The 20791-nt window shown below is 70.1% G+C and carries 15 protein-coding genes; 6 read left to right on the forward strand and 9 right to left on the reverse strand.

The annotated features are described in order from the left end of the window. Positions 1 to 23 precede the first annotated feature (23 nt). Together CIB93_RS15260 and CIB93_RS15265 are read left to right on the forward strand one after the other, a co-directional pair. Positions 24 to 2549, forward strand: a complete 2526-nt coding sequence (locus tag CIB93_RS15260; protein ID WP_096627368.1) for a penicillin acylase family protein — start codon at positions 24 to 26, stop codon at positions 2547 to 2549. Positions 2550 to 2636: 87 nt separating this feature from the next. Next, entirely contained in the window at positions 2637 to 3689 is a 1053-nt protein-coding gene (locus tag CIB93_RS15265; protein ID WP_373558756.1) for an alpha/beta hydrolase, read from the forward strand. A 9-nt stretch (positions 3690 to 3698) separates the two neighbouring features. Here the strand turns inward: CIB93_RS15265 and CIB93_RS15270 are convergent, their stop codons facing one another. After that, entirely contained in the window at positions 3699 to 4742 is a 1044-nt protein-coding gene (locus CIB93_RS15270) for a BTAD domain-containing putative transcriptional regulator (RefSeq protein ID WP_096627417.1), read from the reverse strand. 381 nt (positions 4743 to 5123) lie between these two features. On the opposite strand from CIB93_RS15270, the gene CIB93_RS15275 reads away from it, so the two are divergent. The 3 genes from CIB93_RS15275 (at position 5124) to CIB93_RS15285 (ending at position 8455) form a co-directional block, all read left to right on the forward strand. Further along, complete coding sequence (locus CIB93_RS15275) at positions 5124 to 6044, forward strand: alpha/beta hydrolase family protein (protein ID WP_096627418.1); 921 nt, start codon at positions 5124 to 5126, stop codon at positions 6042 to 6044. Between the two features lie 111 nt (positions 6045 to 6155). Continuing rightward, positions 6156 to 6947 (forward strand): serine/threonine protein kinase, encoded by a 792-nt coding sequence (locus tag CIB93_RS15280; RefSeq protein WP_179500119.1) that lies wholly within the window; start codon positions 6156 to 6158, stop codon positions 6945 to 6947. A gap of 5 nt (positions 6948 to 6952) precedes the next feature. Continuing rightward, positions 6953 to 8455, forward strand: coding sequence for a serine/threonine-protein kinase (locus CIB93_RS15285; RefSeq protein WP_373558755.1), 1503 nt, complete (start codon positions 6953 to 6955; stop codon positions 8453 to 8455). Positions 8456 to 8539: 84 nt separating this feature from the next. Here the strand turns inward: CIB93_RS15285 and CIB93_RS15290 are convergent, their stop codons facing one another. The 3 genes from CIB93_RS15290 to CIB93_RS37930 all read right to left on the reverse strand — a co-directional run bounded on the left by CIB93_RS15290 (position 8540) and on the right by CIB93_RS37930 (position 12162). Then, positions 8540 to 9610, reverse strand: a complete 1071-nt coding sequence (locus CIB93_RS15290; RefSeq protein WP_257002205.1) for an endonuclease/exonuclease/phosphatase family protein — start codon at positions 9608 to 9610, stop codon at positions 8540 to 8542. Positions 9611 to 9874: 264 nt separating this feature from the next. After that, the gene (locus tag CIB93_RS15295) at positions 9875 to 10876 is read right to left on the reverse strand and encodes a RimK family alpha-L-glutamate ligase (RefSeq protein WP_096627372.1); all 1002 of its coding nucleotides are present in this window, start codon (positions 10874 to 10876) and stop codon (positions 9875 to 9877) included. Next, positions 10873 to 12162 (reverse strand): MFS transporter, encoded by a 1290-nt coding sequence (locus CIB93_RS37930; protein WP_179500120.1) that lies wholly within the window; start codon positions 12160 to 12162, stop codon positions 10873 to 10875. Before CIB93_RS37930 ends, CIB93_RS15295 begins: the two co-directional genes overlap by 4 nt. Positions 12163 to 13238: 1076 nt before the next feature. On the opposite strand from CIB93_RS37930, the gene CIB93_RS15305 reads away from it, so the two are divergent. Beyond that, on the forward strand, positions 13239 to 14033 hold the full coding sequence (locus CIB93_RS15305; RefSeq protein ID WP_096627374.1) for an AfsR/SARP family transcriptional regulator: 795 nt from the start codon (positions 13239 to 13241) through the stop codon (positions 14031 to 14033). Positions 14034 to 14245: 212 nt separating this feature from the next. Here CIB93_RS15305 and cs1 read toward each other — a convergent pair whose 3' ends face one another. From cs1 to CIB93_RS15330, 5 genes are read right to left on the reverse strand one after another with little or no spacing between them, the layout of a single operon-like run. Next, positions 14246 to 15223, reverse strand: a complete 978-nt coding sequence (gene cs1, locus CIB93_RS15310) for a clavaminate synthase Cs1 (protein WP_096627375.1) — start codon at positions 15221 to 15223, stop codon at positions 14246 to 14248. Positions 15224 to 15225: 2 nt separating this feature from the next. Next, positions 15226 to 16125 (reverse strand): agmatinase, encoded by a 900-nt coding sequence (gene speB, locus CIB93_RS15315; RefSeq protein WP_096627420.1) that lies wholly within the window; start codon positions 16123 to 16125, stop codon positions 15226 to 15228. 53 nt (positions 16126 to 16178) lie between these two features. Continuing rightward, a complete protein-coding gene (locus CIB93_RS15320) occupies positions 16179 to 17462 on the reverse strand; it encodes an ATP-grasp domain-containing protein (RefSeq protein WP_096627376.1) in 1284 nt (427 codons plus the stop codon). Next, on the reverse strand, positions 17459 to 18982 hold the full coding sequence (locus CIB93_RS15325; RefSeq protein ID WP_096627377.1) for an asparagine synthase-related protein: 1524 nt from the start codon (positions 18980 to 18982) through the stop codon (positions 17459 to 17461). The genes CIB93_RS15320 and CIB93_RS15325 overlap by 4 nt, the downstream gene beginning before the upstream one ends. Position 18983: 1 nt before the next feature. Beyond that, a complete protein-coding gene (locus CIB93_RS15330; protein ID WP_096627378.1) occupies positions 18984 to 20705 on the reverse strand; it encodes a thiamine pyrophosphate-binding protein in 1722 nt (573 codons plus the stop codon). Positions 20706 to 20791 lie beyond the last annotated feature (86 nt).

The raw sequence follows: 20791 nt of genomic DNA on the forward strand, positions 1-20791 counted from the left end.
CACCACACGGGAGGAACGGCTCGATGGCGCGCAGGAGTTGGAGAGCGAGGCTGCCGATCGCGGTCATGGCCGCACTGGCGGTGATGAGCACGTCGGCGGCCGCCGGGGCGCCGGGCACCGGTGCACCCGCCCTTGCACAGGGTCCGGACACGGCGACGATCCGCTACACCGAGTACGGAATCCCGCACATCACCGCCTCCGACTGGGAGGGGCTGGGAACGGGCTACGGATACGCCTCGGCCAAGGACAACGTCTGCACCCTGGCCGACACCTATCTGATGGTGAACGCCCAGAGGTCCCGCTATCTGGGGCCCGACGGGAAGACCAGCCCCGGCGAACGCCAGAACACCACGACCAACCTCAACAGCGACCTGTACTTCCAGCGGATCAAGGACGACCGGGTGGTCGAGCGGCTGCTCGACAAGCCCGCCCCCGACGGGCCGGAGCCGGAGGTCAAGGAGGCCATCCGCGGCTATGTCCAGGGCTACAACCGGTACCTGTCCGAGACCGGCGTGGACAACATCTCCGACCCGGCCTGCCGCGGGGCGGACTGGGTCCGGCCGATCACGGAACTGGACGTCTACCGGCACGCCCACGCCGAGATCATCATGGGCAGCGCCGACCCCCTGCTGGACGGCCAGGTCAACGCCGCACCTCCGGGAGCATCCGCCGCCGCACCGGCCACGTCCTCGGCCGAGAGGTCCGCCAAGGCCGCCAAGGCAGTGAAGCCCGAGGAGACCGCGCGGAAGATCCGGGACGCGATGGCGCAGAGCCGTCAGCACAGCATGGGCAGCAACGCGCTGGCGGTCGGCTCGCAGGGCGTGTCCGGCGGCACCAGCATGCTCCTGGCCAACCCGCACTTCCCGTGGCAGGGCAAGAACCGGATGTGGCAGAGCCAGCTGACGATCCCGGGGAAGATCAACGTCTCCGGGGCCAGTCTGCTCGGCTTCCCCGCCGTGAACATCGGCCACAACAACGACGTGGCCTGGAGCCACACGGTCGCCACCGTCGCTCCCTTCGGTCTCTTCGACGTGCAGGTCGATCCGCTGAACCCGACCAAGTACCTGGTCGACGGCGCCTGGGAGCAGATGACCTCGCAGCGGGTCGCCGTCGACGTACGGAAACCGGACGGCTCCCTCACCAAGGTCACCCGCACGCTGTGGTCCACCCGCTACGGCCCGATCACCACGTCGATACAGACCATCCCGCTGCCGTGGGTGGTCAGCGCGCACGCGGTACGCGATGTGAACATGCACAACCTGCGGGCGTTGAACACCTGGTTCCGCCTCGACCAGGCCAAGGACGTCCACGACGTGGTGTCGATCCTGGAGGCCACACAAGGGGTTCCCTTCTTCAACACCGTGGCCTCCGACCGCAAGGGCAACGCCCTGTACGCGGACATCCAGGCCACCCCGAACATCACCGACGCACACGCCGAGTCGTGTCTCACCCTGACCGGCCGACTGCTCTTCCACCAGCAGGTCCCGCAGTCGAACGCGCCGCCGATCTCCATCCTCGACGGCAAACGCAGCGCGTGCGACTGGCCCGACGACCCGAACGCGGCCGCGCCCGGGCTGCTGGACCCGAAGGCGCAGCCCCGCCTGATCCGCTCCGACTTCGTGGGCAACGCCAACGACAGCCCCTGGCTGGCCAACCCCGAACAACCGCTGACCTTCCCCCGGGTCATGGGCGACTCCGCGGCTCCCCGCTCGCTGCGCACCCAGGAGCTGATCCTCACCGCCCGGCACCGGATCAACGGCACCGACGGTCTGCCGGGCAAGGGCTTCACCCCGCAGACCATGGGGCAGTTGCTGTTCGCCGACAACAGCCGCGCCGCCGACCTGGCCCTCAATGCCACGGTGAAGGCCTGCCAGGACGTTCCTTTCGGCCTCGTGCTGGTGGACGGCAACCTGGTCGACGTCAGAGAGGCGTGCCCGGTCCTGGCCGCCTGGAAGGACCACGCCTACACGAACGACAGCCGGGGATCGTGGCTGTTCGCGAACTACTGGGCCTTCCTGCTCAACGGACAGGGGGTCGAGAAGCTGCCCTGGCGGGTGCCCTTCGACCCCAAGGACCCGGTGCACACACCCAATTCGCTGGACTCCGGTAGCTCCCGCGTCCGCGACGCGCTCGCCCGGGCGATTCTCGCCCTGCGCAAGGCGAACATCCCTCTGAACGCACCGCTTTCGGACATCCAGAAGGTCACCCGGGGCGCCGAGCAGATCCCGATCCACGGCTCGCTCCACGAACTGGGCGTACTGAACGTGATGACACCCGGCCAGGTCGACGGAAAGTTCGACATCACCTTCGGGTCCAGCTTCATCCAGCAGGTGCGGTTCACCGCCGACGGGCCTCCGGAGGCGTACTCCGTCATGGCCTACTCGCAGTCGGCCGACCCGAGCTCACCGCACTACGCCGACCAGACGAGGCTGTTCTCGGCAGGCCAGTGGGTCACCGGGCGGTTCACCGAGGAACAGATCGCGGCCTCACCGGAACTGAAGGTCGAGGTCCTGGACCTCAGCGTCTCCCGACAGCGGGCTTCCCACTGACGCGCGCACCGCGCACCGACGAAGTTCACGCAACGACCGAACTCACGATGGGGGCATGCAGTGAAGAGAACATCCAACGGGTGGCGCATGGCGCTGGCCTGGCTGGTCGCCGCCGTCGCCGTGATCACACCGGCCGGGACGGCACAGGCCGCCGACAGCGCCTCGCCGCCACCCATGGCGGACGGCTTCGGCCTGACCCAGGTCGGTACGGCGACCGGCAGTCCCACCAACTTCCACCTCACGGTGACCACGCCCGAGGTCTCGGGCGAACACCCGATCAAGATCATTCTCCCTAAGGGGTACTACGACAACCCCGACCGGCGCTACCCGGTGATGTACTTCCTGCACGGGTCACCCGACAACCCGACCCAGCAGAACTACCCGGCGCTGACCACATCGGACTCCATGATCACCGTGATTCCGAACGGCGGCGCCCGGGGCTGGTACGCCAACTGGCTCAACCAGAAGACGGTGCTCGGGGCCCAGAACTGGATGAACTTCCACCTCAACCAGGTGATTCCGTTCATCGACGCGAACCTGCGGACCGTCGCCACCAAGAAGGGCAGGGCCGTCGCGGGCGTCTCCATGGGCGGGTTCGGCGCCTTCCACTACGCCCAGGTCCGCCCGGACCTGTTCAGCGAGACCGCGTCCCTGTCGGGCGACATCGACTTCTCGGTCAAGTCCATGGACCTCCGGCTGGCCGTCGTCGCCTCCCTCATCGACGCCGAGAGTGTGCGATGCGGCGCGGTGGCGGGCTGCGACCCCAGTAAGAGCCCCTACCGACCCGCGGTGGACAGCGATGCGGCCTTCGGCTCCCCGTACCCGGTGTTCAACGCCGACTGGCGGTGGAACGAGGTCGACCCCTCACAGAACATGAAGAAGCTGGTCAACGCCGACGTCGGGGTCTCCATCTACGTCGGCAACGGCGGCGGCAATCCCCTCGATCTCGAATTCTGGCTCGAAGGCGCGGCCAAGCACGTCAAGAACAGCATGGACGCCCTGGGCATGGACTACTACTACGTCAACTACGGTGACGGCTCCGCCTGGGGCGAGCACTGCAACGGCGGGCACAACGCCGGTTGCTGGGAGCAGGACCTCCGCGACCTGATCCCCAGGCTGGAGAGGTCCTTCGCCTCCTGACCCGGCGGGTCACCCCGCGGCGCCGGTGAGCCCGAGCCCCGCCTCGTCGCCGCGCAGAATCATCTGGTGCGTCCGCCGCAGCATCAGGCTCGGCGGAACACCCAGATCGTCGGCCAGCCGGCGGCGGGCACGGTCGAACACGGTCAGTGCCTCGGCCTGTCTGCCGCTGCGGCACAGCGCGCGCATCAGCATCGCGGCCACCGGCTCGTCCAGGGGATGCGCCGCGGACAGCGCGAACAGCTCGGCGATGGCCTCGGAGTGCCGGCCCAGCCGCAGCTGGCACTCCACCTTCCGCCGTACGAGGGCGATCCTGCGCTCCGTGAGCCGTATCCGCTCCCGTTCGGCGAGGGGCCCGGGCAGTCCCGCCAGGACCTCGCCCCTAAACAGCTTCAGGGCCCGGGAACACAGGCGCACCGTCCGCTCGGCGTCGCCCGCCCGCTCCGCCGCGCCGATGTCGGTGAGCAGCCGCTCCATCCGTACGACGTCGACGTCGACCGCTCCGGAGACCAGCCGGTAGCCGCGTCGGCCGTGCTCGATGACGGAATCCGGGCTGTCCCCGAAGCGCAGTGCCTTGCGTAGCCGGTAGATGTACACGGGCACCACGTTCGCGACCGGTGGTTCCGTGCCCCACACGCCGTCGAGCAGTTCCTGCCGGCTGAGGGTCCGCCCCGAGCACAGTGCCAGCGCCGCCAGGACGGCCTGCTGGCGGAGCGGGCCCAGGCTCAGGGGCAGCCCGTCCTGCGAGGCCAGCAGCGGGCCGAGCACGGAGACCTCCACCACCGGCGGGGCCGGGTGCGCCGAGCCCGTACGGGGGCCGCTCCCCGGAACGACCAGGCCGCGGTCGAAGGCGTGGACGATGGCGGCGGCCCGGTCGCGCAGACCGAGTTTCCCGAGGATCCGCGCGAGCTGCTCGGCCACGGAGTCCTCGGGCAGGTCGAGCGCGGCGGCGATCTCGTCGTCCCGCAGCCCGCAGCCGACCGCGCAGAGGACCCTGCGCTCCAGGTGCCCGAGCGCGGTGTCCGTCGGTCGGTCGGTGATCGCGGTCGTAGGCATCGCTGCTCCCCGGGCTGCGGACTGGTCGGTCTGGCGGGCGCCGTCGACAAGGTAGGGGCGGAGCGCCGGAAGGGGCATCCGGAACGATCCGGAGTGACACGCGCACGACGAACCCCGCCGGTGCGGCCGGGACCTGTGCGGTCGTCGGAGCGTGCGGCCAGGGTTCGGAGTGTGCTGCCGGGGGTCGGAGCGTGCGGCCGGTCCCCGGGCTCTACGGGAGGCCTGTGCGCTTGTCCCTCCGTAACCTTCCGGATACTCCGGCCGGCCGACCCGGCGATACCTTCCGAACCGCCCGTCGCTCCCGACCAGGAGGTTGCGTTGACCGCGCATCACCCCACCCGCAGAAGCATCCTCAAGTCCGCCGGCGGAGTCTCGGCCGCCATGGCCCTGGGCGCCGGAGGCGTTCTCGCGGCGGCCTCACCCGCCGCGGCCGTCGGCGACGGCCACGGCCTGCGCATCGTGGACCGCGGCGAGTCGGACCCCCGGATGCGCTACTACCGGTTCGCGACCGACGCGATCGGCTGGGAACCCGCCGTGAACGTCCTGCTGCCCGACGACTACCACCACAGCGGCCGCAGGTACCCGGTGCTCTACCTCCTCCACGGCGGTATGGAGGACTTCATCAGCTTCGACCACAAGCACATCCGCGCCCTGACCGCCGGAAAGCGGCTCATCGTCGTGATGCCCGACGGCGGACGCACGGGCTGGTACTCCAACCCCGTCCACTCCAACGTCGGCCCCCGCAACTGGGAAACGTTCCACATGCACCAGCTGCTCCCGTGGATCGACGCGAACTTCAGGACGTACGCCGAGTACGACGGCCGCGCCGTCTCCGGGTTCTCCATGGGCGGCTTCGGCGCGCTGAAGTACGCGGCCAAGTACTGGGGCCACTTCGCCTCGGTCAGCTCCCACTCCGGCCCGGCCAGCCTCCGCCGCGACCACGGCGCGGTCGTGCACTGGGCGAACGCGACGTCCGCAGCCGTGGACCTGAACGGCGGTTCGATCTACGGCGTGCCGCTGTGGGACGAGCGCAGGGTCACCGACGACAACCCGATCGAGCGCGTCGAGAGCTACCGGAACAAGCGGGTGTTCCTGATCGCCGGAACGAGCCCCAACCCGATCGACTGGTTCCAGACCGTCAACGAGAACCAGGTCCTCGCCGGGCAGCGGGAGTTCAAGGCCCTGCTCGACTCCCGCGGCATCGGGCACGAGTCGTACGAGGACCAGGGCGGCCACTTCGTACGCCACTGGGCCCTCGAACGCGACATCAACGGCGTGATCGCGAGGCTCCGCAAGGCGTGACGAGCGCTTCCCCCCGCCCCCGGAAGTGACCGATAACATAGGGTGAACCCCTGGCTCCGACCGGTAGCGTTTGCCGTGCAACAGCGGTCAACGCTCAGAACGGGGGGAGCCGTGAGTGGCATAGTCGTGCATCTGCCGCAGGGGAGCGGGGGGAGTGGGGAGCCGTACGGTGAGGCGGTGACGCTCCGGCTCGGCCCGGGTGAACGCGCGCGCTTCGGGCGCGGATCATCCGGGAGGCCGGTCGAGTTGCGCCTCGCCGACGCGGCGATATCCCGGCTGGCCGGGGAGATCCGGGTGACCGACGACCACTGGCAGCTGAGCAACTACAGCAGGACCCACAGCTACCTGGTGGAGAACCCGGAAGGAGCGGGGGAGTACCTGCGCGTACCGCCGTGCCGGTCCGGTGCGCCCATTCCGTTCGAGTTCTCCCGGGTGGTGCTGCCCACGCGCCGCGACACCACGGTCTCCTTCCAGGTGTTCGCGCCCGACCACGTCTACCTGGACCCGCAGGGCGTGGGCGGCCCCGGGGAGAGCCGCACGGTCATGGCGTACTCGCTGGACGAGACGGCCACCTACTTCCTGGTGCTCGTGGCGCTCTGCGAACCCTGGCTGCGCGACCAGTCACCCGTGGCCGTGCCGACGACCCCGCAGGTGGTGGAGCGGCTCAGGGCCCATGAGGCCTGCGCGAGACTGACGCCCCGAGCGGTGACGTCGCACATCGACTACCTCGCGGAGGAGAAGCTGCGGATCGGCCTGCCTCAGGCGGCCGAGACCGGCAAGGGGGACCGCCGGAACGGGAAGCGCGAGGCCGTGGTCGCCATCGCGCTGAGATTCGGCATAGTCCAGGAGGAGCATCTCGCGCTGCTGCCGCCCCGGGCCGAGTCGGCCGCGCGGGGACGGTAGAGGGCGTGGCACCCGTGCAGCGTCGACAGACCTCCTGGGAGAGCGGCCGTACGGAACTGCTGCCCCAGGGCTACCGGGTGGGCTCCTGGGAGATCGGCGAGCCGATCGGAGCCGGGGGCTGGGCCACCGTCTACGCCGGTCGACCGGCCCGCGGCCGCACGGGCTCAGCGGACCGGACACCCCTGTCGCCGGGGCAGGACGGCGGCGGCGCGTCGGCAGGGGGCGAGGTCGCCCTCAAGGTCATGCCGACCGCCGGACTCGCGCCCCGCCAGGCGCGCGGTGTGGCGGAGGCCGCCCGGCGCGAGGTCGGACTCGCCCGCCGGACCGGGCATCCAAGGCTTGTCCGGCTGCTGGACTCCCTCGCCCTCCGAGCACCCGAGCACCCCTTCCTGGACGGCGCGATCGTGCTGGTCATGGAGCGGGCCGGCGGCAGTCTGCGGGATCTCCTCGACGGCGGGGTGGCCGAGGCCGAGGGCGCCCGGCTCATCGCCGGAATCTGCGAGGGGCTGGCGCATCTGCACGGGGCCGGCTGGGCGCACATGGACCTCAAGCCCGAGAACGTCCTCATCGGCGTCGACGGATCGGTCAAGCTCTCGGACTTCGGCCTCGCCACCGAGCTGACCGGAACGCACGGGCACGCGCCCCCGATGGGCACCCTGGACTACCTCCCGCCCGAGCGGTGGCGGGCCCCGCTGGGAGACCTCGGCGTGCAGGTCCGGCCCAGCGCCGACATCTGGGCCCTGGGCATCGTGATCCACGAGGTGTTCGCCTCCGGCGTCTCACCGTTCCCGGGCGCCACACCCGTCGCCCGTGGTGCCGCGGTGCAGGAGTACGCCGAAGGGCGCGTCCCGCTCCGCATGGACGCGGCCGTTCCGGAATTCTGGCGCGCACTGGCCGCCGACTGTCTGGCCCCCACCCACGCCGCCCGCTCCGCACACACCGCCGCGAGCCTGCTCGAACGCATCACCGCCCACGAGGCCGAGCGGGCGGAGCCCGCCCCCCGGAGCCGCGTGAGACGCGTGTGGCACCGGACCCGCGCCGCCGTCCTCGCCGTCACGGTGTGCGGTGCGGCAGGCGCGGCGGTGGGGGCGTACTCCGGACAGGAGCGGCCGTCCGAAGCCCCGAAGGCGTCCGGTGAACTCCGTTCGGAGGTGCGGGTGTTCAACGCCGAGCGGGGCTGCCAGGACCGCGCGGACCGGGACCCGCAGTGCAGCCTCGGCCTGGCGGTCGACCCCACACGCCCCTACGTCGCCGAGAACGTCGTACCGACCCGCGTGTGGGACGGCGACGTCCTGCGTGCCGAGTGCCGGCTGCCGCAGGGCGAGCCCATCATCGACGAGGCGGGCCTGAAGTCCACCCTCTGGTACCGCGTCCGCGTCCCCCGAGCGGGCGTGCATACGGAGGCGGGCGCGGACGCGGACGGACAGGCCACGGCGTGGCTGCCCGCCGTCCGGACGAAGGACCGCCCGGCGCTCGCGCGGTGTCCGCGGCCTTCGGCCGCCCGATGAGCCAGAAGCGGGCGGTCTGACACCGGCAGGGCACGACCCCGCCGGGGCGCAGGACCAGGGCAGCTGTCCGCCCCCGGGCTGCGGTCAGCGGTCGCGACGGCGACTACCGGACACCCGGAAGGTGCTGAGCACGGCCTTGTGATCGGTCGGCCAGGTCCAGCTCGGTTCCCAGAACCTGTCCCGTCCGGTCTCCCGCACACGTTCGTTGCGCACGATCGTGGTGGAAGGCCCCACGATCACGCTGTCCAGAAGACGGAGCCGCCGGTCGGGGTGGTAGAAGACGAAGTCGATCCGGTCCCGCTCGTCCGCCTTCGGGGCCCAGGTGAGCTGCCCGGGCTCCACTCCGGCGTTGTCACTCGGCCAGGTGAAGCCCGGCGAGCGCGCGGGGTCGGGGTGGATCTCACGGTAGCTGTCGCGGAATCCGGCCTTCTCGATGGCCTTGGTCGTCGACCACTTGACGACGGTGCCGTTGTGGTCGAACAGATTCCGCGTCCGACGAGTCCAGTCCAGGTGCGACGGCTCGTTGAAGTCACCGGCCAGCAGGGTGAGCCTTCCCCGGCGCCGTTCCTCGGCGGCGTCCGCCAGGACCGTCTTCGTCACCGCCGTGCGGCCGGAGGCCTCGTTGAGCCGCATGATGAGGCCGACGTCGGTGATCGGGCCGGTCGGGATCTCGTCCCACCCGTACTCGGAGGTCTCCAGGGGAGGCGGCGTGCCACCGCCGTAGCCGCGCGGCAGGTAGTTGACGTAATAGCGGTACTCCAGGTGGCCGGAGTAGGCCGCGATCTCGGTGCCGTCGACCGAGATGACCGCCTTCGACCAGGACGGGAAGGCGCGGTGCTCGACGATCGGGTAGCGGGAGATCACTCCGGGGTCACCCGGGTTCGCGTTGTCGAAGTAGGTCAGACCGCGGTCGGCGAGGTCCGACAGCAGGGCGGCGACCCGCTCCTCGTTCGATTCGCTGAGCATGACCACATCGGGTTCGACCGCGGCGATGGTGTCGGCGATACCGGCCCGGCCGCCCGCCACCTGGCTGCCGCCCATCCAGATGTTGAACTGGAGGACCTTCAGCTTCCGGTGCGCGGGCCGGTGCCTTCCCGCCATGCCGCTCGGGGTGCCGGCCTCGGCGGTGCCCGCGCCCAGCATCCCCGATCCCACGGCCGCTCCTGCCATCCCGATTAGCGCTCGGCGCTTTATCATCTTCTACCTCAACCTCTGGTCGGTGGCTTCTGCACGGGTGCTGTTCGACCCCGGCTGGGACGAAGTGTCGATATGCGTCGAGTCCGAGGGGTGAACCCGGACTGGAATTCGCATGTCGGTCGAACGCTGCATGGTGGCATCCGCCCCTGGCGCCGGACCAGACCCGCGCCGCCGTCGACGGGCGAGACCGCTCACGAGAGCAGGTCCACGTCGGCGGGCGGATCAGCATCTCTCCCCGTGTGTCCGTTGCCGAGGTGCGCCGCCTTCGTCCAGTCGGCGGTTGATGTACTGGACAAGGGCCTGCGCGACCAGCTTCCTGGTCGAAGGGGGCAGGTCCTCATAGGCAGCAGAGACGGTCATCCATTCGTTGAGTGTGTAACTGTCCCCACTGATCAGCCAGTCCACGCACAGGTAGTCGGAATGCAGGCTCCGTGCCAGGCGCTCGCTGAGGTCCGCGATCTCGGCAGGGGGCTCGTAGCCCGATCCGCTGCCGCCTTGGCTGACGTTCGCAAGGTACGTCTGGCCGGCGGGCTCGCGCAGCAGCGCGGCGATCATCCTGCCTTCGTGTACGTAGACACGGACGTCGCCGCTGTCAGGCAGGTAGGGCTGTACCAGGCAGCCCAGCCCGCCGGGTGCCATCAGATCGATCGAGGCTCCGAGGTGCTGGACCGTGTCGGCCTTCAGGACCCCGTAACCCATGGCCATGGAACGCGGCTTGACCACGTAGGGGCCGGGCGGCAGCTGCGTTCGTACGGCGTCGAGAGCTCGTCGGGCGTATCGGCCGAAGGGCACTGAGACGGTCGGCAGGACTGGCGCTCCCAGTGCTGCCGCATGGTGGTACATGGCCAGTTTGTCGAGGCCGAAGGCCTCGGGATCCAGGGTCCCGTCCGTCAGCAGGACGCAGTCGGACGCGCGGACGGTCCGGGTGATGGCCTCGATGTGCCGTGCGATGGCCGGGTCCCAGGTCCAGGAGGTGACCAGGAACCCCGCGTACTGGGCGAGCAGGTCCTCCTCGCCGTGCAGGAGGCGCGGACGGCCGTTCCAGACGGGAACTATGTCGCAGGAGTGGACGACGCGCACGTCGAAGCCCGCGGCTGTCAGCATGTCGAGGCGCTCGGACCCTCCGCGCTTCAGCTGCTCCTGCACATGGGGGTCGTAGTTGTCCGGCGTGGTGATCCACACGAGTCTCGGCCGTGCGGAGGTTCCGGTTGCGGCGTTCTTCACAGTACTTCCTTGTCGACGGGCGGTTCGGGAACGGGCAGTACGCGCATGCCGCGCAGTGGGGACAGGAGGAGCCAGAGAGCGGAGAGCGCGGTTCCCGCGGCTCCCGCCCAGACGGCGGAACGCGCGTCGTGGAACTCGGCGACAGCGCCGCCCAGGAGGACTCCCAGCGGCCTTGCGCCCCAGGCGAAGAACCGGACCGTCGCGTTCACACGCCCCAGCAGGTCCGGCGGTACGGACCGCTGGCGGTAGCTGACCTGGGCGACGTTGTAGATGACGAGTCCCGCCGCGAAGGCGAACTGCGCACAGGCCACGAGCGCGAGCCGGGGGCCGGTCCCGGTCAGGCCTGCCAGCAGGGTGCACGGCGCCGCCAGGGTCACGCTAAGGACGACGGCCCGGCCGTCACCGATCCGTTCCACCACCCGCCCCACGAAGACTGTCGCAGCCAGGCCGCCCACGCCCCCCGCGGTGAACAGCAGTCCGATCGTGACGGCGGGTACCTCCAGGTCCTGGGCCAGCAGGACGAGCAGCATCCCGTATCCCATGCTCCAGAAGAACGTCATGGTCGTGGAGCAGGCCACCAGGGGACGCAGCACGGTATGGCCCAGTACGTACCTGATTCCCTGAAGGATCGAACGGTCGAGGCGTTCGCGTGGTTCCTTGGCGACCTGCTCCGGTGGGCCCCCTATCCGGGCGACGCAGAGGGCGGATGCGGCGTAGGAGACGCACGACACCACGATCGCCAGCGGTGCCGTGACGGCCTGGACGATCAGGCCGGCCATGCCGGGGCCCGCAGCCGAAGCCGTCTGGTCCACGGCGACGAGGCGGGCGTTGGCCCTGACCAGTCCGTCCCGCCCGACCACGTGCGGCAGGTAGCTCTGATCGGCGACGTCGAAGAAGACAGTGGCCAGGCCCACGACGAACGCGACCGCGCAGAGGTGGGCGACCGCGAGGGCGTCCAGCATCCACAGCGCGGGCACCAGGGCCAGAGCGGCTGCCCGGACGAGGTCGGCCACGATCATGACGGGACGCCTGCGCATCCGGTCCACCCAGACTCCGACCGGCAGTCCGATGAGGAGGAAGGCGACCGTCTGGGAGGCGGAGACCATGCTGACCTGGAACGGGCTGGCCTGCAGAGTCGTCGCGGCGAGGAGCGGCATGGCGAGGCTGAGCACCACGAAGCCGGTCTGGCTCAGGGCTTGCGCGAGGAGGAGCCGGCGAAGGTTCGACTCCCGCCCGCTCCGACTGGCGCTGCCGGTCCTGCCCCCACGGAACTTGCTGATCTGCATGGCACCGCCAGTACTCCCCCCGGCGGACCGGGCCCCGCGGACGGGGACGCTTCTGGACGCCCAGAAGCTATGCGTCATCAGTGCCCCCCGCAATGCTCCGGAGATCGGGCCGAAGCGGACCGGGACGGCTTTGCCGCAGGTCAGCGCCATGAAACGGATGCCGGGCAGGTCTGGGACGGGGCGGTGGAGAGAGCCGGCGGAGAGTCTGGCGAGAGGTCGGCCGACGGGACGGCCCGGAGTGCCGCGTCCCCGCCGGACTTCCCGACTCGGGCGCGCGTTCGGGGCGACGCCCTTCTGCCCGAGCAGCCTTCGAGGCCCGCCGCGCACCCCACCCGCCGCACACACCCCACCTGCCCCTGTGCTCAGAAGGAGTGGCGATCCAACAGCCCTTGTACACATGGAGGGGTTCCGCGAACGGTCGAGCCTCAGCGCAGGGGCAGCGGCCGGAGTTGGCTGAAAATGATGTCCTCCGTGGCAGGCCTGGTGGAGGTCGGAGGGGCTTGCCGATCGGACGGCGGGCCGCGTCGACGGCAGCCGGGGCGGAGGGCCGTCCCGGCGCTCCGCGGGGCGGGGCGCCCTTCCGGAGCGCCTCGGCCGTGGGCAGCGCACCGCAGCGAGGCGGAGCGTCCACACCCTTGGGTTCACCGGTGGGCCGGCCTTCCCGGGAGCGAACGGGGGCATGGCTGGAAGCGCTTCGTCCGGCGGAGCGGCCATGGCGGAGGCTACGCACTGTGCACTGATCGTCGCCGATGGCGGCACTGTTCGTGGTTGCGGAAGCACGCGAGCGGCAGCACACCGGCTTCAGTGGGAGGTGTCCGGCCCCGGAAGGCACCGCGATGACCGGACCCGTGCGGGTGGGGTCCGCCGAGAGGGTTCGCCCCGGGCCGCATGTCCGGACCGGCTCACGCGCTGTTCGGTTTCCGGTGATCCTGCCGGCGGCCGTCCGGCCCTATAGCAAATCAGCCAATTAACTGGCGCCCACATGCGTCCATTGACACAAAGCTTCCACGTTCCGTCTACTTCTGACGCACGGCTCAACTGCAAGTCCGGGTAGGTCAGTATGAAGGGTCCCCAGAATGAATGCAGATGACAGTCGCGACGCGAACCGGCCAGTTCACATCGCCGTGCTGGGTCCGTTCGAGGTGCACGCAGGCCCGGTGCGCGTGACCGTCCCGGGCCGTCGCCAGCAGGGGATGCTGGCTGCTCTGGCCCTGCAGTCCGGCCGGATCGTTGCCGCAGAGCAGCTGATCAGAGCCGTCTGGTACGACAGTCCGCCGCGTACCGCGACGGGGCAGGTTCAGACCGGCATCTGGATGCTGCGGACGGCACTCGTCACCGCCGGAGCCCCCTCGGAGGTAGTGCAGTCCCATGCTACGGGGTACAGGCTGAATGCCGACCTGTGCTCCGTCGACGTCGCGATCTACCGGGCCCGTCTCGCCTCGGCCCGCGCGATGCACCGGCGCGGCTGGCCCGACGAGGCTGCGCGACTCGTGCGATCGGCCCAGGATCTGTGGCGCGGTCCGGCTCTCGCCGACATCCCTCATCAAGGACTGCGGAGCTGCTCCATGCGTCTTGAGGAAGAGCACGTCGCCGCGGTGCACTACCGGGCTTCACTCGAACTCCAGCTCGGGCGCCACGAAGAAGTCATCCCGGAGCTCTTCGAGCTGGTCGACCACTACCCCTTGCGGGAGAGTCTGCACGCGGACCTCATGCTCGCGCTCTACCGCTCGGGCAGGCAAGCCGACGCCCTGGAGGTCTTCCACAGCGTGCGGCGGACCCTCTCGGAGGAGCTGGGCATCGACCCCGGCCCCGTCCTGCGTACTCTGGCCCAGGCGATCCTGCGACAGGACAGCACCCTCCTCCCCGCGTGACGAGAGGCGAGCCCGTTGCGGGCACAGCGTGTCCCAACCGCGAGTTCGCGAGCCGCCCACTCCCCGGCAGTGCACGGATCGCGCCCCCGCCAGGGCCCAGGTGCCCCTCTCCCCGTCCGCTGAGGACCGGGAGACGGGCCGTGCGCCGCAGGTACCCGACCGGAAGGTGCCCGTAGCGGCCCCTTCCAGCCGGGTAGGCGGCTTCGGCGAAGCTACCGGCGCGGAGTGAAGGTGATCACGTCACCGGCGCGCTCGCCACCAGTGGGGAGCTGGCCGTGGGAGTTCGTACGGATGTACACCCGGTGCAGCCACCGGTCCCTGCCGTCCCAGCGTGGCGTGAAGGGGGTCCGCGCGTGCGTGGTCCGGAAGTTGTCGATGACGAGAACGTCGCCGGGGGTGAGGAAGACCCCCTCCGTGACGTCGTCCAGCGACCGGGACAGCTTCTCCACTGCGTCGGCGTCCGAGCCCGGGTGCGGTTTGAGCAGTTCGCGGTCGTATCCGAGCAGCGGATCGTCCAGGGGGCCGTACAGCGGCTTCACCTCCGCGATGGCACCGGGGTCCTCCACCCCGCCCCGGAACGCCACGTCGACCTCGCACGGCTGCTTGTTGTCGTGCAGCCGGCCGACGGTCTCCGGATCGAGGAGCCGGACGGCCTTGCGGATCGAGCCGACGAGCGTCTGCGCCTCGCGCTCGTGGTCGGCCCTGGAGCACGCCAGCATCACATAGTTGGGCTGGAGCGTGTGGTAGGCCATCTCCGTGTGGAACTCCAGGAGGGTCTCGCTGGTCTCCGACGACAGGTGGTGTGCGCCCGGCGACGGGTACACGTCGTGGTAGACCGTCCCCGACCTGAGCTCCGCGTACCCCGTGTGCAGGCCGAGCCTCCGGCCGAGGATCGCGAGGAACGCCTCCATGTTCAGAAGGGCGCGCCCGACGGGGGCGGGTGTGCTCGTGGGCGTCGGCGGCAGCTCCCCGTCCGCCTCGACCGGAAGCCCGCGCAGCAGCAGGTAGCCGTCCTCGTTGCCCACGCGGTTGAACGTGTCCAGCGCGTCGCAGACTGCGTACGGGAGTTCCTGCGCGAGCTTGTGCGCCACGTCGAGGAACCCGTACAGGTCCTGACGCGGAACGGCGGGAAGCTGTGCCGCAAGTGCCAGCAGGTGGTCGCGGTGCTCGGTGACGTCCAGGGTCGCCATTCCTACCTCTCCTCTTCCTTCTCGGCTCGGTGCGCGCGGGCGTACTGGTACAGCAGCTCGGCTCCCACCTCGGTGGCGAGCAGACTGGTGATGCCGGCGTGGTCGTACACGGGCGACACCTCCATGACGTCGCACCCGACCGGATTGAGCTCACCGACCGTCCGCAGCAGTGCGAGCACCTCCCGGCTGGTGGGACCGCCGGGGGCGGGGGTGCCGGTGCCCGGGGCGAACGCGGGATCGAACACGTCGATGTCCACGGAGACGTACACCGGTCGGTCCCCCAGCCGTTCCTTGACGAGGTCGGCGGTGTTCCGCACTCCCAGGTCGGCGAACTCGTCCGAGGTCACGATGCGCACCCCGTGCCCCCGCGCGTAGTCCAGGCTGTCCGGCTTCGGGTTGTGCCCGCGGATGCCGAGCTGGACCATCGCGTCCGCCTGGACCAGCCCTTCCTCGATGGCGTGGCGGAACGGCGTTCCGTGGTGGAACTCCCCGCCGATCATTGCCGGGTTGGTGTCCGAGTGCGCGTCCAAATGCAGAACCGCCACGGGGCCGTACCGGCCGTGCACCGCTCGCAGCGCGGACAGCGTGAGCGAATGGTCGCCGCCGAGCATGAGGAAGGAGGCGTTGTCCGCAAGCAGGGACGACAGGTGGTCCTGCGCCGCCTTGACGGCGAGGTGCTGGTTGAAAGGAGTCAGGTTCATGTCCCCGCCGTCGACTACCTTGATCAGGTCGAAGACGCCGGGGCCGCGGTCGATGCCGGTGCCGTGCACGAGCCCGGACTCGCAGCGGATCTGCTGAGGGCCGAAGCGCGCCCCCGGGCGGTAGCTGGTCCCCCCGTCGTAGGGAGCGCCGATGACCACGACGTCCATCCCTCTGGGGGCAGGATCGTGCGGAAGGCGCATGAACGTGGGGAGCTGCGCGTACCGCGGCGAGACGCTCGAATTGATCTGACCGCTCACGGAGCCGTCCTTCGGGTGCGGATGCGGATGCCCGCCGCTGCGCGCCGGGCTTCTTCCAGAGCGGCTTCGGCGGTGTCTCCGCGGGCGTAGACGAAGCCGACGGACGCCGAGTTGTCCAGCCGTTGGGCCACCAGGTCGCCCGGCTGGTGGTGGAGGCTGACCGAGACGCCGGGACGGACCGCCCCGTCCAGCCCCTCGATGCGGACGAACTCGCCGCTCTCGTCGGGGAACAGCACCACCACCGCGGCGCCGCCCACCGGCCCCCGGCCGGGTACTCCCTCCGGTACGTGCCCGACTCCGAGCGCAAGCAGTTTCGCGTCCAGATGCGGGTTGGTTCCGCACACGTCGGTGACCATCGTGGAGATCATGTGCGCCGGCAGCCGGGGGTTCACCTCGATGACCCGCGGCCCGTCACCGGTGATCATCACCTCGGTGTGGGCAGGGCCCTGCCGGTAGGAGATGGCACACAGGGCCCTCTCCACGCTGGACCGGACCGCTTCCCAGACATCCGGGTCGAGGGCGACCGGGAACGAGTGGGCCTCCTCCAGCATCGTCTGCCTGTGCAGGTACTTGGACGTCGCGCCGAAGAAATGGGTGCTCCCGTCCACGGTCATGGACTCGACACTCACCTCGGTGCCCTCGACGTACTCCTCCACGAGCACGTGACCGGGCCTCGGCTGCCCCCGCAGGGAGCGCCGGACACCCGACAGCTCGCGCCACGCCTCTTCGGCCTCCGCAGCCGTCGAGCACTTGCGGACGCCGTAGGAGATGGCTTCGGAGGGGGGCTTGGCGATCAGCGGCAGCCCGACGTGGGCGATGGCTTCGTCCAGCTCGTCGGCACAGGTCACGAGCCGCCACCGCACGTTCGCCGGGTCCCCGTCCAGCGCGGCCCGCAGCAGGTGTTTGTCGTTCGCCGAGCGGACCGCGTCCATTCCCTGGGACGGCAGTCCGAGTGACTCCGCCGCGCGGGCGGTCACCTCGGTGTGGTAGTCGGAGAACGACAGGATGCCGTCCACCAGGGGCTTGCCGTTCTCGTCGGTGAGGGCTTCCAGAACGGCACGCCAGTCGTGTGTGTCCACGTGCAGGACCCGGTCGACACGGCCGAGAGGGTGCTCGGACAGCGGCCGCTGTCCGCCGGTGTACCACTCCTCCCCCTGCACGAGCAGCCATATCTCACAGCCGAAGTCCCGGGCGCGGTGGATACCCGAGTAGAACGCGTCGTGGAGCATCGACTCCACGATGGCGAGCCGCTTGCCCCGGAACCGCTCGTATCCGGTCATGTCCCGCCCCCGCCCACGATCTTGTCGATGACGTCCTCGATGTCGATGTCGTCAGGCTGCTCGCCGCCCACCACCGTCCGGTCGAAGAGGTGCCGGACGACCTGGGCCTTGACCGAGGCGATGTCCTCCTCCCCGGCTCCTGCCCGGCGGACCAGGAGGGAGAAGGAGGCCGTCGTGCCCGATCCCTCGTGCACGCCCAGCTTGGGCCGGGTCACGGTCTCGGTCGGCAACAGGTCGGACACCGAGGCCCGCAGAACCCACTTGTCCCGTCCGAACCTGCGTTTCAGACCGGACTCCAGCGAGGTCAGGAGCTCCAGCACCTCGCGGTCCCAGTAGGGGTGGGTGGACCAGTGGCCGGACACCGCCGACAGCACAGGGCTCATCTCGTTGAGTCCGTCGAAGGAGTCCATGTCGAGAGCCACGGCCGCGTCCAGGTTCGGCAGCCTGTCCTCCCGGTGCATTCCACCCAGGGGGATGTCCGCTCCGTAGCCGGTGAGGACCCTGCGCGGCGGGCCGCCGATACAGCGGTACATCGCCGTCAAGGGCAGGAGGTACTCGATCACTTCCGGGTCCAGCGATTCAGCGGCGTGAACGGTGTGGGGGAGCAGGGCCAGCAGTTCGCCGGACTCCACCGTCATCTCCCGGTGGTCCGATCCCAGGTGCTCCGCGACGACTCTCGCCTGGGGGAACTCGTTCGAGACGTCGGTACCCATCGACAGGGTGTCGGTTCTGGTCGGGGACGCACCGGCGGTCAGCGCGGCGACGGCCGAGGAGTCGATGCCTCCCGACAGCACCACGAGTGGCCGCCCGGCGGCCGGAAGACGCCGCACCACGGCCTTGTCCAGGGCCGCCCGTACCGCGTTGACGGCGTCGTCCGGCTCCGTCAGGCACCGGTGCACGGGCGGGAGCCACGTGCGGTGCACCGCGGCGGACCCGGTGTCCACGCCGATGTCGACGACAGCCCCGGCGGGTACCTGGTGGAGCCCGGGAAGTCCTCGGATCCGGCGTGCTCCCAGCACCGGGGCGCAGCGGCCCACCGGGCCGGCGCCGGCCAGTGCTTTGACCTCGGTGGCGGCCAGGACCCGACCCGGCTCGACGCGTACGTAGAGGGGAATCGAGCCCGCGTGGTCCGTGGCGGCCAGTACGCGGGTGCCCGACACGGCCAGCGCCGCGTACCGGCCGTTGATCATCCGGAATGCGTGCAGGCCGTACTTCTCGATAAGCCCCGTCACGAGCACGGCGTCCGACGCGCTCTCCTCCGTGCCCAGCGTGCCGTGGATCTCCTCACGGTTGTAGATCTCCCCGGCGAACAGCAGCAGGGAGTCACCGTCGGTCGTGTAGGCCCCGTCGGCTTCGGATCCGGGGTGGACCAGGACTGCGTCCACGGTCTGTGCGCGCAGCCGCTCGGCCAGCAGCGTCTGCCGCCCGAGCGTGGCGAAGACGGCCGCCGGCATCCTGCCCCCGCTGGTGTGGGCGGAGGCCAGGAAGCCGTATGCGGCGGGAAGGTGGGTCTGCGCCATGTCAGATCTTCAGCGCTCCGAAGCCACCCGCAGTGAACTCGTAGTCCACCGGGACCTCGATCAGGTAGGGCCGCCCCAGCTCGACGCCCTTGCGCAGCGCGGCGAGAAGCTCTTCGCGCGTGGTCGCCTTGGTGCCGTCGACCCCGTTGGCCTGGGCCAGCTGCACGAAGTCCACCCCGGTGAACTTGACGGCCGGGTCGTGGCTGCGGTGGTGGCCGATGTTCTGGTACAGCTCGATCAGACCGTTGGTGTCGTTGTTCACGACGACCGTGACGATGGGCAGGCCCAGACGCGCGATGGTCTCCAGATCGGCGCTGTTGGAGTGGAAGCCGCCGTCGCCCGCGATGAGGAACGTCGGCTGGCCGGGCCGGGCGAGCTGGGCGCCGATGGCCGCGGGGATGCCGTAGCCGAAGCTGGAGCAGCCGGCGGAGGTGAGGAACCCGTACGGCTGGTCGGCGCGGGCGAAGAGCACACCGTAGTGACGGAAGAACCCGATGTCGGAGACGATCGTCCCCTCGGAGCCTTCGGCGGTCTCGGCCATGACGGTGTTCATCGAGTCGATCACCTGGTGGACGCGCATGCCGTCCTCGTACTGCTCGGGGTCGGCCAGCAGCTCGGCTATCCGCTCACGGACCGCCGTGATCTCGTGCCGGTCCTTCGGCCGTACTTCCGAGGTGCCGGCTTCCAGGTGGTCGACGAACGCGAGCACGTCCGTGACCACGTCCACCGAGGGCCGGTAGATCCGCGGAACCGGGTTGGCCGTCGGGGACACCCGCACGGTCTGCTTGGCCCTGCCCCGCTCCCACATGGAAGGCCGTAGGTCTTCCGCGTAGTCGTAGCCGAGGGTCAGGATGACGTCGGCCGGCCCGAAGAGCGATTCGAGCGCGGGGAACGACAGGATGCCGTCCATGTATCCCGTGACCGCGCCGTAGTTCAGCTCGTGGTCGTGGGGCAGCACGCCCTTGGCGATGTACGTGGTGATCACGGGGATGTTCAGCCGCTCGGCCAGAGCGCGGATTCCGGGGACCGCACCGGCGCGGATCGCGGCGGCGCCGACGACGAAGACCGGATTGGCGGCCTCGCGCACCAAGGCGACGGCCTGGTCCGCCGCGAGCTGCCACCCGGGCTGGATGGCTGTGATCGGCTTGGCGGGCGTGAGCGCGGGCCCGTGGTCGGCCTCGATGTCGATGCCTTCCGAGGAGCCCAGCAGATCCACGGGCAGGCTGATGAAGGAAGGACCGACCGGCTCCGTCATGGCTGCCGTCACCGCCGAGTCGACCAGGTCGGTGATCTCCCGCGGACGCTGCAGCTCGACGGCGTACTTCGACACCGGCTCGGCGATCCGGACCAGGTCGAGGCACTGGTGCGTGTCATTGGGGAAGATGTCGTGCGACTCCGACTGGGCCGCCATCGCGATCACCGGGGAGCGGTCGAGGACGCTGGTCGCCATGCCGGTGGCCAGATTGGTCATCCCCGGGCCCAGGGTGGCCCAGCACGCCTGCGGGCGACCGGTGATCCGGGCCAGCACGTCGGCAGCCACGCCGGCGGTGAACTCGTGCCGGGTCAGGATGAACTCGACCCCGTCCTGCTCGTCGAAGAGGATCGAGGCCGCCTCACGGCCGACCACGCCGAACACCTTCTCGACCCCGTGCTCTCGGAGGCGCTTGAGCAGGGCGTGCGCGGTGGTCGGCTGCTCACTGGGGCCAGTGGATACACGGGACATCTAGGCTCTCCTGTTCACGGTGTGACGGGGGGTCGGGGCCCACCCTGGGGCGGTCCGCTCTCGCCGTTCTCTCCAGCGGGTATCAA

This window comes from Streptomyces sp. WZ.A104 (assembly GCF_002382885.1).
Lineage (GTDB): Bacteria > Actinomycetota > Actinomycetes > Streptomycetales > Streptomycetaceae > Streptomyces.